The organism is Nannocystis pusilla (assembly GCF_026626665.1).
In the GTDB taxonomy this organism is placed as follows: Bacteria; Myxococcota_A; Polyangia; order Nannocystales; family Nannocystaceae; genus Nannocystis; species Nannocystis pusilla.
In genome coordinates, this window is sequence record NZ_JAPNKE010000002.1 from 1,473,518 (window position 1) to 1,487,225 (window position 13,708).

The window sequence follows — 13,708 nt, forward strand, 5'->3', positions numbered from 1 at the left end:
GGCAAAAGCCGGCCATGACCGAGCCCGCCCCGCAGACCCCGCCTGTCCTCGTCCTCGCGTCGGCGTCGCCGCGGCGGGCCGAACTGCTGCGCTCGGCGGGGATCGCGTGTACGCGCGCGCCGGTCGACGCCGACGAGACGTGGCTGCCCGGCGAGCCGCCGCCGGTGTACGTCGAGCGGGTGGCGCGGGCCAAGGCCGACCTGGCCTTGCAGCCAGATGTGGTGGTGCTGGCGGCCGACACCACGGTCTGGCTCGAAGGACAGGTCGAACCGCTGGCGAAGGCGGCCGACCGCGCGGAGGCGGCGGCGATGCTGACGCGGCTGGCGGGCCGCTCCCACTTCACGACGACGGCGGTGGCGATCGCGGACCTCCGCGGGCCCGAGGTCCGCTGGCACCCGTTCGCGGTGACGACGACGGTGTGGTTCCGGCCGCTGACGCCGGCGCAGATCGATCGCTACCTCGACACGGAGGAGTGGCGCGACAAGGCGGGGGCCTACGGGATCCAGGGCGCGGCGGCCGGGCTGGTGCGCAAGATCGAGGGCAGCTACACGAACGTGGTCGGTCTGCCGCTCGCGGAGGTGGTGGAGCTGCTGGAGTCGCTCGGGGTGGCCTGAGCGAGGCGCGCGGACGGGACGCGATCGGGGCCGAGGCGCGGCGGTCGGTTCAGGCTCAGGCAGACGCGACGGGTGTCTTTGAGGACAGGGCCCATGGGACATGCCCGATGGGTCAGGCGTCAGCCCTCGGGCGCGCCGAGCTTGTCGCCGACCTCGCACAGGAAGTGCGGGCTCGACCAACCCTTGCCGTTCAGGTTGATCGCCTCGTAGCCGGTGAGGACGGGCGGCTGCACGTCGAGGTTCCAGTTGAAGTAGAGCGAGCAGCCGGCGCAGTTGGTGGTGCCTGGCTCTTTAAAGATCTTGTCGGTGACCCAGTAGGGCATCACGACGTCGGGGGCCTGCGGATCGGGCTTGGCGGCCCACTGCGGGCAGTCCTCGCTGTTGAGCGGCTTGCTCTCGCAGCTGAGGCCCGGGGTGACGGGATAGATGCCCATGATCGAGAGGTAGCCGGCGGCGTCGCTGTCGACGGCGACGGTCGGGGGATAGTCGCCGTTGGTGTGGACCGGGGCGAACTCGGCGGCGCTCGCGGCGGTGACCGCGGCTCGCAGGTGCTCTTGGGTGCGCGGGGAGAACAGGCGCAGGCCCCACGAGGCGCACTTCTCCTCGGCTTGCGCCGCGGTGAGCGGCTCGCCGATGAACTTGTCCGGATCCGGCGGGTTCGGGACCAGCGTGCCCGAGGCGTACTTCAAAAAGTGTAGCCGCCGCCGTCGGCCTGCATGTCGCACCAGACGGTCAGCTGCCTGTCCAGACGCCGGATCGAGTAGAGGCCGGTCTCGGCCGCGTCGCCCCAGCCGGTCCGGATGTCGAGGCACGAGGTCGCCTGCGTGCAGTCGGGGAGGCATCCGTACATCAGCTCGGGGTCGTCGCAGACCTCGCCGTCGGCCGCCTGCAACGTGCCGTCGCCGCAGTGGGGGGAGAAGTCCTTGCAGTACTTGCCGCAGTGGCCGTAGGTGCCGTTCTTGCCCTTGCCGTCGTCGCAGACCTCGTCGCCGGTCTCGATCAGGCCGTCGCCGCAGATGTTCCAGCGGCACGAAGCGGTGCACGTGCGATCGTCGCCGTTGGCGTCGCCCTCGTCGCACTGCTCGGGCACGTCGATCTTGCCGTTGCCGCACGGCGCGGGCGTCGGGTCGCCGGTCGAGCCGCTGTCGCCGTCGCTGCCGCCCGGATCGACGGTGGTGGTCATGATGCCGGGAAACGTGGTGCCGCTGCTGCTGCTGCCGCCGGCAGACGCCTCGGCCGCGGTCGGATCGATCTGCCCGCCGTTGCGATCGAGACAGCCCGCCAGCATCAGAGCCACAGCGATGCGCCAGTCGACGCCCACCCGGACGCGAAGAGGGATGCGTGCGTGCATGCGACTCGTTCCCGCTGCCGCTGAGGGAACAACGGGAGCGGGCAATTGCAACGTTGCACACGCAACCACCCGGCGCCGGCCCCGGCCGTGCGACTGACTAAAGTGCAAGCTGGATTACAAAGCTTGCAGTCACTCGCTCGGCGCGGTGACCCGCTGCGGCTGCACGCGAGAGCTCCGCAGCATGTCCTGGAACGGGTTGTCGTCGCGCCAGACGTCGCCCGCGAGCATGCTGATGAGGCCGCGCCGCAGCTGGGGGTCGGGCGTGCGGGCGAAGAACAGGTGCGACACGAGCCGCGTGTGGTAAAAGCGGCGGATCAGCTGCTCGAAGCTGTCGTAGGCGACCTGCATGGTGGCGTGGACCGGGGCCATGAGATCGGCCGCGGCCTCGCGGCCCTCGGCGAGCGCCGGGACGAGGAGGTCGACGGTGCGCTCGGCGCCCAGCATCGCCAGCGAGACGCCCGACGAGAACACGGGGTCGAGGAATGCGCAGGCGTCGCCGACGCAGGCCCAGCGCGGGCCGGAGGGGCGGGTGTTCTTGTAGCTCCAGTTGCGGATCGTCCGCGTGGCGCTGCGCGTGGCCCCGGCGGTGAGCCGACGGCACAGCGGCGAGGCAGCCAGGGCGGCCTCGAAGGCGTCGTCGTCGAGCTTGCCCCGCCACTTCACGAGGCCGACGCTGAGCCGACCGCCGTGCATGGGGATGAGCCAGTGCCAGCCGTCCTCGACGATCAGCACCTTGATGTTGCCCTGCTCGCCGAGCTCGGCGCGGACCTCGGGCGAGAGGTCGTCGAAGTGGCAGAAGACGGCGGCGCGCCCGAGCTCGTGCAGCGGGGCGATCGTGCGGGCGCCGCGGCCGAGCATGGCGTCCTGGCCGGTGCAGTCGAGGAGGAAGCGGGCCTTGTGCTCCTCGCGCTCGGTGACGACGCGGACGTGATCGGCGGCGAACTCGATGTCGCGCACGCGCTCGGCGAAGCGGATGTCGGCGCCGTGGCTCCTGGCGACGTCGCACAGCATGGTGTCGAAGCTGGCGCGGTCGACCTGCCAGGCGTGCGAGGGCGTGCCCTCGAGGCCGTCGGCGAAGCTGAAGAAGGCGAACTCGCCGGTGCGCTCGTCGATGAACTCGGCGCCCTGCTTGAACTGCCAGCGCGTGCGATCCATGGCGACGCCGAGGCGGGCGAAGATCGGCAGGTCGATCGGCAGCAGCGACTCGCCGATGTGGAAGCGCGGGAACACGTCCTTGTCGAGCGTGACGGCCCGGACGCCCGCCTGCGCGAGCAAGTTGGCGGCGGTCGATCCGGCCGGGCCGGCCCCGACGATCAGGACGTCGTGCATGACCGGGTCATACCATGCCGCCGTTGATGCCGATCACCTGACCGGTGATGTACGCGGCGGCGTCGCTGGCGAGGAAGGCGACCAGCGCGGCGACCTCGGGGGCGGTGCCGAGCCGCTGCGCGGGGATCCGCGGCATCACGTGGTCGAGCGGGACGTCTTTGATCATGTCGGTGTCGACGAGGCCCGGCGACACCGCGTTGACGGTGACGCCCTTGCGGGCGAGCTCGAGCGCCAGCGATTTGGTCGCGCCGATGACGCCGGCCTTGGCCGCGGCGTAGGCGACCTGCCCGCGGTTGCCGAGCTGGGCCGAGACGGAGCTCATGGTGATGATCCGGCCCCACTTGCGCCGCACCATCGGCATGATCACCGGGCGGGTCACGTTGTAGAAGCCGCCCAGGCTGGTCCGAAGGACAGCTTCCCAGTCGGCCCGCTCGAGCGCGGGGAACGGGGCGTCGCGGGCGATCCCGGCGTTGTTGACGAGGACCCCGAGCGGCCGCGGGTCGGCGAGGATGGCGTTCATCGCCGCGTCGGCGGCCGCGTCGTCGCCGACGTCGAAGCGGCTGAGGACGACCTCGCCGCCGGCGGCGCGGATCCGGGCGGCGACGGCCTCGGCGGCGGCGTCGTCGCTGCGGTAGTTGAGGATGATGGGGTGGCCGGCGGCCGCGAGGGCCTCGGCGATCGCGGCGCCGATCCCTCGACTGGCGCCGGTGACGAGCGCGCGTGGCTTCATGCGGGGCTCCCTGCGGAGGTGCTGGATGGGGCGGTGGAGACGACGGATAGCACGGCCTCGGCCAGCGGCTGGCCGCGGCGCGTGACGGCGGCGCGGTACTCGGCCATGGCGCCGGCGAACACGCGGGTGGCGACGATCTGCAGCGGGTCGCCGACGGCGAGGTGCTCGGCGTGCAGGTCGAAGTTGCGGCAGGCGGCGATGAGGCCGAGCGCCGGCGGCTGATGGTCGGCGCGCGCGCGCAGGCCGGCGAACGCGGCGATCGCCTGGGCCATGTACTCGAGCAAGACCGAGGCGTGGACCCGGCCGTCGATGACGAACAGGTTGTCGGGGCGGACCTGCGCCGCGCAGGTGATGTCGTCGGCGCCGGCGGCCACGACCTCGTCGAGCAGCAGCATCGGCGGGCGCTGCGGGACCAGCTCGGCCACCGGCGGGAAGGCGGCGGTCATGCCCCGGCTCCGAGTGTGCACTGCCAGCCGACCGCGAGGTGCGGCTCGAGGGCGATCCGCGCCGGGGCGCCGGCGGCCAGCGCCTCGACCAGGGCGAGCGCGGCGGCGCACGGGTTTTCGGCCAGGGCGGCCGGGACCGGACGTGGCGCCGGGAGCATGTCGCTGGGGCCATGTTCGAGGCGACATGTCCTCGCGGGCATGTCGCCGGGGACAGGCGCCGACAGGGCGAAGGCGGCGGCGAACGGGTCCCAGCGGCGGCCGGCGGCCAGCGGCTCGGGCAGCGGCTCCTCGGCGATCACGAGCACCACGTCGCCCTCGCCGGCGGCCACGAGGGCGGCGCACTCGACGAGGCCCATGGCGAGGGTGCTGCGGCCGGCCGACAGCGCGGCGTTGCCGGCCCGGTTGCCGGTGGCGATCGAGACGTAGCCGGCGGCCGTGTTGTGGACGCTGTTGTGGAACTTGGTCGGCGACAGCGGCTCGCCGGCGACGAGCAGGGCGGCGAGCAGGTCGAGGGTGGTGCGGATCTCGCCGTAGACGGAGCCGTAGACGAGGGTGGCCGCGGCCCGGTCGACGCCGCCGTCCTGCAGCGCCTGGGCCGCGACCTCGGCGGCCATGCGGGTGAGCAGGCTGGTGCGCCGGCGCATCATCGGCGGCAGCAGCTCGGCCTTCGGGGCGGAGGGCTCGGTCGGCGGCGCCTGTCCTTCGGGCCAGGTGTCGGGCCGGGCCCGCCAGGCGGCGAGGTCGGGGTAGCCTGGGGTCCAGAAGCCGAGGCCGCGGACGGTGAAGGCGAGCGCGCTCATGCCGGGCCTCGGACGAGGCGTGGGGTCAGAGCTGAACTTCGGGACATGGCCCGGAAGACCTGTACGAAAGAGCAGCCGCACGGACAGAGGCGCCGCCGGGGAGGTGTCGTCGGGGACATGTCCCGGGAGACCTGTCGGAAGGTGCTCATGCGGGGCCTCCGACGAGGACGCTGCAGTTGCTGCCGCCGAACGCGAACGAGTTGCTGAGCGCGGCGCGGGTGGGGACGTCGCGGCGGGCGGTGACCACGTCGACCGCGAGGGTGTCGTCGAGCGGGTCGGCGCCGACGCTGGCGGGCAGGTAGCGGCCAGCGATGGCGTCGATCACGAAGGCGACCTCGGTGGCGCCGGCGGCCCCGAGCATGTGCCCGGTGTAGCCCTTGGTGGCGACGACCGCGGGCGCGGTGGCGCCGGCGAACACGGCCCGGATCGCCGCGCTCTCCATGCTGTCGTTCTGCTTGGTGCCGGTGCCGTGGGCGTTGACGTGGTCGACGTCGGCGGCGGAGAGGCCCGCGTGCCGGAGCGCGCGCTCCATCGCCAGGCGCGCGCCGAGGCCCTCGGGGTGCGGGCTCGTCATGTGGTAGGCGTCGGAGCTCTCGCCGACGCCGAGCAGGCGGGCCGGGCCTTCACCTGTCCGTTCGACCAGGAGCAGCGCGGCGCCCTCGCCGATGTTGATGCCGGCGCGCTCGCTCGAGAACGGGCGACATGGCCGCGAGGACAGGACCTCGAGCCCGGCGAAGCCGCGCACGGTGAGGCGGCACAGGCTGTCGACGCCGCCGACCAACACCGCGTCGCACAGGCCGGCGGCGAGCAATCGCTGGGCCGAGGCGAACACCTTGGCGGACGAGGAGCAGGCGGTCGAGACGACGTAGGCCGGGCCGCCGAGGCCGCCGCCGAGGACGCGAGCGACGTGCAGGACGGCGTCGAGGGCGTGCGAGGTCTCGACGTCGTAGTCGGCCGGGAGGGCGCCGCCGTGGGCCTGCGCGTGGGCGTAGGCCGTCTCGCTGGCCTCGATGCCGCCGGTGCTGGTGCCGAGGACGACGGCGACGCGGTCCGAGCCCCAGCGGGCGCGCGCGCGATCCAGCGGGGCCTGCAGCTCGGCCAGCGCGACGGCGGCGATCCGCGTCTGCCGGGTGTCGCGGACCGGGCCGAGGAAGCCGGGCAGCGGCGGCAGCGGGGTCGGGATGGCGCCGACGACCGCGTCGAGCTCGAACTCGGCGGGGCACGGGCCGAGGCCGGAGCGACCGGCACGCAAGGCCGCGAGCACCGCGGCGGTGCTGTCGCCCATGCCGTTGCACAGGGCCATGGCGGTGATGGGGTACGGCTGCATGACGGCGAGGGCGGGCGCGGCCGATCAGAGGCCGGGGGCCGGGAAGGCGCGCAGGAACTCGCGCACGCGGCCGCGGTGGACCTCGCAGCGGGCGTCGTCAGCGTTCTCGACGGCGAGGGCGACGCCGTCGGCGATCAGGTCGGCGACGACCGGCATGTGATGGACCTCGATGCCGCGCGAGGTGATGGCGGCCAGGCCGATGCGCAGGCCCGAGGGGTCGAACGGCTTGCGCGGGTCGAACGGGATGGCGTTGGCGTTGAGCTCGATGCCGCAGCGGTTGAGCACGCGCGCGACGTGGCGGCCGCCCTGGCCGGTGGGCGTCAGATCGAGGAGCAACAAGTGGTTGTCGGTGCCGCCCGACACGAGGACGTGGCCGCGGGCGATCAGGGCCTCCGCGAGGGCCTGGGCGTTGGCGACGATCTGATGCGCATAGTCGCGGAAGCTCGGCTGCAGCGCCTCGCGGAAGGCGACGGCCTTGGCGGCGGTGGTGTGGCAGTGCGGGCCGCCCTGCAGGCCGGGGAACACGGCCTTGTCGATCGCGGCCGCGTGCTCGGCCTTGCTGAGGATGAGGCCGCCGCGCGGGCCGCGGAGCGTCTTGTGCGTGGTGGTGGTGACGACGTCGGCGTGCGGCACGGGGCTCGGGTGCGCGCCGCCGGCGACGAGGCCGGCGATGTGCGCGATGTCGGCCGCGAGCCAGGCCCCGACCTCGCGCGCGATCGCGGCGAAGCCGGCGAAGTCGAGCTGGCGCGGGTAGGCCGAGTGACCGACCCAGATGAGCTTGGGGCGGTTGGCGAGCGCGAGGCTGCGGACCTCGTCGAGGTCGATGCGGTGGTCGTCGCGGCGGACGCCGTACTGGACGGCCTTGTAGTAGATGCCGGTGGCGCTGACCTTCCAGCCGTGGGTGAGGTGACCGCCCGCGGGGAGGGCCAGCCCCATGATGGTGTCGCCGGTCTGGCACAGGGCGAGCAGCGCGGCGAGGTTGGCCGGCGATCCGCTGTAGGGCTGGACGTTGGCGTGATCGGCCCCGAACAGCTCGCGCGCGCGGGCGATGGCGAGGGACTCGATCGGGTCGACGAAGTCCATGCCCTCGTAGTAGCGCTTGCCCGGGTAGCCCTCGGCGTACTTGTTGGTGAGGCTGGTGCCGGTCGCGGCGAGCACGGCCTTCGACACGTATCTCGCTGGCGATGAGGCGCAGGCTGTCGCGCTGGCGCGCGTCCTCCTGCTCGATCAGCGCGAAGATCTCGGGGTCGGCGGCGGAGAGCTCGGGATCGCGGGCGTGCACGCCCGAGGTTTTCCTGCTCGAAGGGTCGCGGAGTCAAGCCCGGCGGGCCGCGTCGGCGAAGGTCCCGACGCGGCCCCGAGTTCGCCGCAGGCCCGGACGGCGAATGCCGTTTCGCGGCCCGGCGCGGCGGCGCTGCGGCCGCTCCCCTGCAAACAGGGGCGCCGCGCGCCTCCAGGCCCACAACGCCGCCGGCCCTTGATACCATGCAGGCGTGGGCGAGGCGGCGAGGACGGGCGAGGGGCCTTTCGCGGAGAGCCCGCCGAGCGCGCGCAGCACCTCCGGGGCCCTGTCCGACCTCGATCAGTCGCACCTGACCGGGGTCGAGACGCTGGCCGAGTCGCCGTCGATCGACGAGGTGCAGGCGCTCAAGTTCGAGCGCGGGGCGGCGATCGAGCGCTACACGGTGCTCGACCGCATCGGCGCGGGGGCGATGGGCGTGGTCTACACCGCCTACGACCCGCGGCTCGACCGCCGGGTGGCGCTGAAGATCATGCACGCCCGCCCCGGCCACCGCGCCGACGAGATCGTCGGCCGGCTGCTGCGCGAGGCCCAGGCGCTGGCCAGGCTGCAGCACCCGAACGTGGTCGCCATCTACGACGCCAACCGCATCGGCGAGCTGGTGTACCTGACGATGGAGCTGGTCGACGGGCACAACCTGTCGCGCTGGCTCAAGGACGGCAAGCGGACCAGCCAGGAGATCCTCGACACCTTCGTCGCCGCCGGCCGCGGGCTGGCGGCCGCGCACAAGGCCGGGATCGTCCACCGCGACTTCAAGCCCGACAACGTGCTGGTCGGCCGCGACGGGCGGGTGCGCGTGGTCGACTTCGGCATCGCCCGCGGCGCGGAGGGGCCCGAGTTCACGGCTGTCCCTCGGGACATGTCCGAAAACATCTCGACGCCGCCGAGCGCGTCGATGTCGGCGAGCCTGTCGCCGTTCGCCACCACCGACAGGGGCAACTCGGCGCCGCTGGCCGACACCGACCCGGCGGCGGCCAAGCTGCAGGCGGCCGCCCTGGCCTCGCAGACGCCGCAGACGGGGCTCGACTCGGCGATCGCGGGGCTGTCGTCGATGCGGTTGACGCGGACCGGCGCGCTGGTCGGGACGCCGGCCTACATGGCGCCCGAGCAGCACATGGGGCAGCGCGTCGACGCGCGCGCCGATCAGTTCGCGTTCGCGGTGGCGCTGTTCGAGGCGCTGTTCAAGGCCCACCCGTTCCCGGCCAAGACTACGTGCAGCTGACGACGAGCGTGCTCGGCGGCAAGATCGACGCCACGCCGGTGCGCACGTCGGTGCCGCTGCACGTGCGGCGGGCGATCCTCCGCGCGCTGGCGGTCGAGCCGAGCCAGCGGTTCGAGTCGATGGACGCGATGCTGGCCGCGCTGGCGCCGACGGACCGGCGGCGGCGCACGATCTTCGGCGCGCTGGCGGTGGCCGGCGTGGCGGCGACGGTGGCCGGCGGGATCGTGTGGGCGCAGGTCAAGCCGCCGGGCTGCGAGGGCGCGGACCGTCACCTCGTCGGGGTGTGGGACGAGGCGACGAAGGAGCGGGCGCGGCAGGCGTTCCTCGAGACCGGGCAGCCGTACGCGGCGCGCGCGGCCGAGACCGCGACGGCGGCCCTCGACGAGTACGCAGCCACGTGGGTGGCGATGCGCCGCGAGGTCTGCGAGGCGTCGCTGGTCCACCACGAACAGTCGCCGCTGCTGCTCGACCGCCGCATGGCCTGCCTCGATCGCCACCTCGATCAGCTGCAGGCGACCGCGGCGCTGTTCTCCGAGGCCGACCGCGAGGTGGTGCAGCGGGCCGCGGTCGCGGTCGAGGGGCTGCCCGACCTGAAGGCCTGCGCCGACGCCGAGCAATTGATGCAAGGGAACGGGCGCTCGCTGGCCAGCCGCGAGGAGGTGGCGCGGCTGGAGGGCATCCTGGCCCACGCGGTGGCCAAGCGCCACGCGGCCAAGTACGCGGCGGCGCAGGGGCTGGCCGAGCGCGCGCTGCAGGAGGGGCGGGCGAGCGGGGCGCCGGCGATCGAGGCGCGGGCGCTCATCACCCTCGGGCAGATCGCGGCCGACCAGGGCCGCTTCGAGCAGGCGGTCGAGCTGCACACGCGGGCCATCGCGGCGGCGGAGGCCGGCGGGGTCGACCCGCTGCGCGGGCAGGCGATGGCCGAGCTCGGGCTGGTGCTCGGCGGGCTGCAGCAGCGCCACGCCGAGGGCGAGCGGCTGCTGCAGCTGGCGGCGGCCACCGACCTGCGCGTAGGGGCAGGTCCCATCGAACAGGCGCGAAGGGACATCTCGCTCGGCATCGTGCGGACGGCCCGCGGCGAGCACGAGGGCGCCCGCCAGACGCTGCTGGCCGCGGTCGAGGTGCTGCGCGCGGCGCCAGCGTCGTCGCGGCTGCTGCTGATCGCGGCCTTCAACGCGCTCGGCTCGCTCGAGGACAAGCGCGGGCGCGCCGAGGCGGCGCGCCGGTACTTCGGCGACGCGCTGGCGCTGGCCGAGGACCGCCTCGGGCCCGACCACCCGGACGTCGCGTCGGTGCTCAACAACATCGGCGTGCTGGAGTGGCGAGCCGGCCGCGCCGAGCAGGCGATCGCGGCGCTCGAGCGGGCGCTCGACATCCGGGTGCGCACGCTCGGGCCGGACCACCCGGAGAGCGCGACCTCGCGGATGAACCTCGGCAACGCGCTGCTCGACGTGGAGCAGTACGAGCGGGCGAGCGGGTTCTACGAGCAGGCGGTCGCGGCGCTGCGGCGCTTGCCCGGGTCCGACCGCGACCTGATCGACACGCTCTACAACCTGGCGATCTGCCACCACATGCGCGAGGACTTCGCCGCGGCGGCGCCGATCTTCGAGGAGGCGCTGCGCCGCGGCCAGGCGATCTTCGGGCCGGACGACGCCGAGCTCGCGTACCCGTTGCACGGCCTCGGCGTGGCGCTGGTCGAGCTCGGGCGCCTCGACGAGGCGCGGCCGCTGCTCGAGCGGGCGCTGGCGATCCGCACCCGCAAGGACGTGCGACCCGTCGACCTGGGCGAGCTGCGGTTCGCGCTCGCGCGCGCGGTGGTGGCCCGCGACCGTCCGCGGGCGCTGAAGCTGGCGTCGGAGGCGCGGACCGACTACGCCGGCGATCACGCCGACGCGGAGGTCTCGCGGGTCGACGCCTGGCTGCTGGCCCACGTCGAGCGCTGAGCCGACGCGGCCGCGCCCGGGTCCTCTCGATGATTGTTTGGACATGCTCATGCAGACATGTCCGAAGAGTCTCCTTACATCGTCGCCGGCGGGCGCACCCGCGCGAGCGATCCTGGCCGGCGCGCCGACGCGCGCGTGCGATGTAACGTGTTCGTATGTACCTGTGACTGATCCATGAGGGGGTCGGGCTACGCTCATTCGGCTGGGGACCGGGCGTGATGGGCCCGGGGACAGAAGGCAATGCCGACACCGAAGATGAAGCGAGATCTGGTCCTGAAGACGGGGGTCGCGGCGGGGCCCGTGGCCAACCTCGACATCGACCTGAACGCGTCGTTCACGACCGCGCTGACCGGGACGACGATCGTGTGGGAGGACGAGAGCTCGAGCGATCCCGAGGAGCAGACCAAGTTCAAGATGTCCTTCCTCAACGTCGGCGGCGCGAACGTCGGCGCCCTCACCATCAAGCTGGTCGGCAACCCGAGCCCCGACGTGCCGGCGACGGTGACCAAGACGGCCCGCCAGATCACCGATCCGACGGCCAGCACCGGCACCGTGACCCTGCTCGACCCGGCCGACGACACCTTCGAGCGGGTGTGGCGGCAGGCGGTCAACAACTCGCGGGTCCAGGTGGTCGACAACGTGGCCAAGGTCGACATCCGCGCCAAGGCCGAGGCCGGCTACGTCGTGAATCAGGCCGTCGGCACGGCGACCGACAACAGCCTGATCGTCAACTACGCCTTCGTCGACGCCACCGGCACCGCGGTGGTGTCGGGCAGCGTCCGCTTCGACACCGCGACGACGGTGTCCGCGGGGTACACGCTCGGCGACGTCCGGGTGGTCGACACCGACTCCGGCGCGGGCCGCCGGCGCCGCTAGCGTCGGCGCGGGCGGACCTCGGCGGCTGCGCGATCGGACAGGCTCCGATGCGCGGCCGCGCGGCGCGTCCCCGCCGGGGCGGACGCGTGTCCTACCTCGGAGCTCGATCTGCGCCGTCGATCGCGTCGGCCGACGCGGTGTATCCTTGACGGCATGATCGCGGGCCCGCCTTTGATTGAGCCGGCGTCGCCGCGGCTGGTGCCGGTGTGGCGCGAGCTGCTGTGCGACGGCATCACCCCCGTCGAGGTCTACGCCCGCTTGCGGGCCTACGCGCGCGGCGGCGGCTCGGGGCCGCCCGACCTGCCCGGCGTCAGCTTCCTGCTCGAGAGCGCGGGCGGGGCCGGCGAGCGGTGGGCCCGCTACAGCGTGGTCGGCGTCGGCGCGCGGGCCCACGTGCGCGGGGTGTGGAACGGCTACGACCTCGACGTGACGATCACCCCGGGGCCGGGCTTCTCGTTGCCGCCCGGGGTCGAGAACAAGAGCCGCGGGCTGGCGGGGATCGCCGCGCTGCAGCGGGCCTACGAGAGCCCTCCGCGGCCCGATCTGCCGCGCTTCTGGGGCGGCCTGGTCGGCGTGTGGGGCCACGACGCGGCGCGGGTGTTCGACCCGATCCCGGCCGTACCTGGCCTTTCGGTCATGTCGAGCGATCTGCCGGCGGTCGAGCTGGTGGCGAGCGACACGCTGGTGGTGTTCGACAACTTCTCGAACCGCGTGCGCGTGCTGGCGACCGCGTGCGCCGAGAGCGAGGGCGGGGCGGAGGCGGCGGAGGCGGCCGCGCGGGCCCGCGTCGACGCGGTGGCGCGGGCGCTGCACGGGCCCTCGGTGCTGGGGCCGCGGCGCGTGCCCGACGTCGCGCCGCCGGCGACCGAGGTGGCGGCGCCGTGGTCGCGCGAGAAGTATCGGGCGTCGATCGCGGCCGCGCGCGAGCACATCATGGCCGGCGACATCTTCCAGGTCGTGCTGTCGCAGCGGTTCGTGAGCCGGCGCGACGGGGTCGACCTGCTCGACGTCTATCGCATGCTGCGGGTCGGCAACCCGGCGCCCTACATGTACCTGTTCGACCTGCCGGCGGCGGCGCTGACGGGCGCGTCGCCCGAGGTGCTGGTCCGCTGCGACCGCGACGCGCTGGCGCCGGCGGTGACGGGGGCCTCGAGCAGCGAGGTGGCCCCGCAGTCCGGCCTGCGCGTGACGGTGCGGCCGATCGCGGGCACGCGGCGGCGCGGCGTCGATGCGGTCGAGGACGAGGCGCTGGCCAGCGAGCTGTTGGCGGATCCGAAGGAGCGCGCCGAGCACCTCATGTTGGTCGACCTCGGGCGCAACGACCTCGGCCGCGTCAGCGTGGCCGGCAGCGTGCGGGTGTCGGAGTCGTTCTCGATCGAGCGCTACAGCCGGGTGATGCACATCGTCAGCGAGGTGCAGGGCGAGCTGCGGCCGGAGCTGACGGCGCTCGACGCCCTGCGCGCGACGTTCCCGGCCGGGACGCTGAGCGGGGCGCCGAAGATCCGCGCGCTGCAGATCATCGACGCGCTCGAGCCGGCCCCGCGCGGCTGGTACGGCGGCGCGGTCGGCTACCTCGGCTACGACGGCGGGGCCGACTTCGCCATCTGCATCCGCTCGCTGGTCGCTGTGGGCGACGAGTTCCGGGTCCAGGCCGGCGCGGGGGTCGTGTACGACTCGTCGCCGGAGGGCGAGGACAACGAGTGCCACGTCAAGGCGAGCGCGGTGCTGCGCGCGATCGCGGCGGCGGCCGAAGGAGGTGCAGCGTGAGCG

General features: G+C 73.6%; 12 protein-coding genes and 1 pseudogene. 5 read left to right on the forward strand and 8 right to left on the reverse strand.

What is annotated here, in order from left to right; all coding sequences use genetic code 11:
• The first annotated feature begins 14 nt into the window (after positions 1-14).
• Positions 15-614, forward strand: coding sequence for a Maf family protein (locus tag OV079_RS06545; protein WP_267766879.1), 600 nt, complete (start codon positions 15-17; stop codon positions 612-614).
• Positions 615-733: 119 nt separating this feature from the next.
• On the opposite strand, the gene OV079_RS06550 is transcribed toward OV079_RS06545, so the two are convergent.
• From OV079_RS06550 to OV079_RS06585, 8 genes and pseudogenes are all read right to left on the reverse strand, one after another.
• Entirely contained in the window at positions 734-1,303 is a 570-nt protein-coding gene (locus OV079_RS06550; protein WP_267766880.1) for a hypothetical protein, read from the reverse strand.
• Positions 1,300-1,902: a hypothetical protein gene (locus tag OV079_RS06555; RefSeq protein ID WP_267766881.1), complete on the reverse strand. Its 603-nt coding sequence runs from the start codon at positions 1,900-1,902 to the stop codon at positions 1,300-1,302. The genes OV079_RS06550 and OV079_RS06555 overlap by 4 nt, the downstream gene beginning before the upstream one ends.
• Before the next feature lie 192 nt (positions 1,903-2,094).
• Positions 2,095-3,294, reverse strand: coding sequence for an NAD(P)/FAD-dependent oxidoreductase (locus OV079_RS06560; RefSeq protein WP_267766882.1), 1,200 nt, complete (start codon positions 3,292-3,294; stop codon positions 2,095-2,097).
• A gap of 7 nt (positions 3,295-3,301) precedes the next feature.
• On the reverse strand, positions 3,302-4,024 hold the full coding sequence (gene fabG / locus OV079_RS06565; RefSeq protein WP_267701910.1) for a 3-oxoacyl-ACP reductase FabG: 723 nt from the start codon (positions 4,022-4,024) through the stop codon (positions 3,302-3,304).
• On the reverse strand, positions 4,021-4,470 hold the full coding sequence (locus OV079_RS06570; protein WP_267766883.1) for a hotdog family protein: 450 nt from the start codon (positions 4,468-4,470) through the stop codon (positions 4,021-4,023). The genes fabG and OV079_RS06570 overlap by 4 nt, the downstream gene beginning before the upstream one ends.
• Positions 4,467-5,270 (reverse strand): beta-ketoacyl synthase chain length factor, encoded by an 804-nt coding sequence (locus OV079_RS06575; protein ID WP_267766884.1) that lies wholly within the window; start codon positions 5,268-5,270, stop codon positions 4,467-4,469. Before OV079_RS06575 ends, OV079_RS06570 begins: the two co-directional genes overlap by 4 nt.
• 145 nt (positions 5,271-5,415) lie before the next feature.
• Positions 5,416-6,597 (reverse strand): beta-ketoacyl-ACP synthase, encoded by a 1,182-nt coding sequence (locus OV079_RS06580; protein ID WP_267766885.1) that lies wholly within the window; start codon positions 6,595-6,597, stop codon positions 5,416-5,418.
• Between the two features lie 24 nt (positions 6,598-6,621).
• Positions 6,622-7,879 (reverse strand): annotated as a pseudogene (locus OV079_RS06585) (serine hydroxymethyltransferase).
• A 211-nt stretch (positions 7,880-8,090) separates the two neighbouring features.
• Here OV079_RS06585 and OV079_RS53630 point away from each other — a divergent pair.
• The 4 genes from OV079_RS53630 (at position 8,091) to OV079_RS06605 (ending at position 13,705) form a co-directional block, all read left to right on the forward strand.
• A complete protein-coding gene (locus tag OV079_RS53630; protein ID WP_338088873.1) occupies positions 8,091-9,119 on the forward strand; it encodes a serine/threonine-protein kinase in 1,029 nt (342 codons plus the stop codon).
• On the forward strand, positions 9,110-11,062 hold the full coding sequence (locus OV079_RS06595) for a tetratricopeptide repeat protein (RefSeq protein WP_267766887.1): 1,953 nt from the start codon (positions 9,110-9,112) through the stop codon (positions 11,060-11,062). Before OV079_RS53630 ends, OV079_RS06595 begins: the two co-directional genes overlap by 10 nt.
• A 255-nt stretch (positions 11,063-11,317) precedes the next feature.
• Positions 11,318-11,938 (forward strand): hypothetical protein, encoded by a 621-nt coding sequence (locus OV079_RS06600; RefSeq protein ID WP_267766888.1) that lies wholly within the window; start codon positions 11,318-11,320, stop codon positions 11,936-11,938.
• 153 nt (positions 11,939-12,091) lie between these two features.
• Complete coding sequence (locus OV079_RS06605) at positions 12,092-13,705, forward strand: anthranilate synthase component I family protein (protein WP_267766889.1); 1,614 nt, start codon at positions 12,092-12,094, stop codon at positions 13,703-13,705.
• Positions 13,706-13,708: the final 3 nt, after the last annotated feature.

Coding starts and splice junctions, on each gene's coding strand:
- OV079_RS06545 (WP_267766879.1), top strand. CDS start 15: ATGACCGAGCCCGCCCCGCAGACCCCGCCTGTCCTCGTCCTCGCGTCG.
- OV079_RS06555 (WP_267766881.1), bottom strand. CDS start 1,902: ATGCTGGCGGGCTGTCTCGATCGCAACGGCGGGCAGATCGATCCGACC.
- OV079_RS06560 (WP_267766882.1), bottom strand. CDS start 3,294: ATGCACGACGTCCTGATCGTCGGGGCCGGCCCGGCCGGATCGACCGCC.
- fabG (WP_267701910.1), bottom strand. CDS start 4,024: ATGAAGCCACGCGCGCTCGTCACCGGCGCCAGTCGAGGGATCGGCGCC.
- OV079_RS06570 (WP_267766883.1), bottom strand. CDS start 4,470: ATGACCGCCGCCTTCCCGCCGGTGGCCGAGCTGGTCCCGCAGCGCCCG.
- OV079_RS06575 (WP_267766884.1), bottom strand. CDS start 5,270: ATGAGCGCGCTCGCCTTCACCGTCCGCGGCCTCGGCTTCTGGACCCCA.
- OV079_RS06580 (WP_267766885.1), bottom strand. CDS start 6,597: ATGCAGCCGTACCCCATCACCGCCATGGCCCTGTGCAACGGCATGGGC.
- OV079_RS06600 (WP_267766888.1), top strand. CDS start 11,318: ATGAAGCGAGATCTGGTCCTGAAGACGGGGGTCGCGGCGGGGCCCGTG.
- OV079_RS06605 (WP_267766889.1), top strand. CDS start 12,092: ATGATCGCGGGCCCGCCTTTGATTGAGCCGGCGTCGCCGCGGCTGGTG.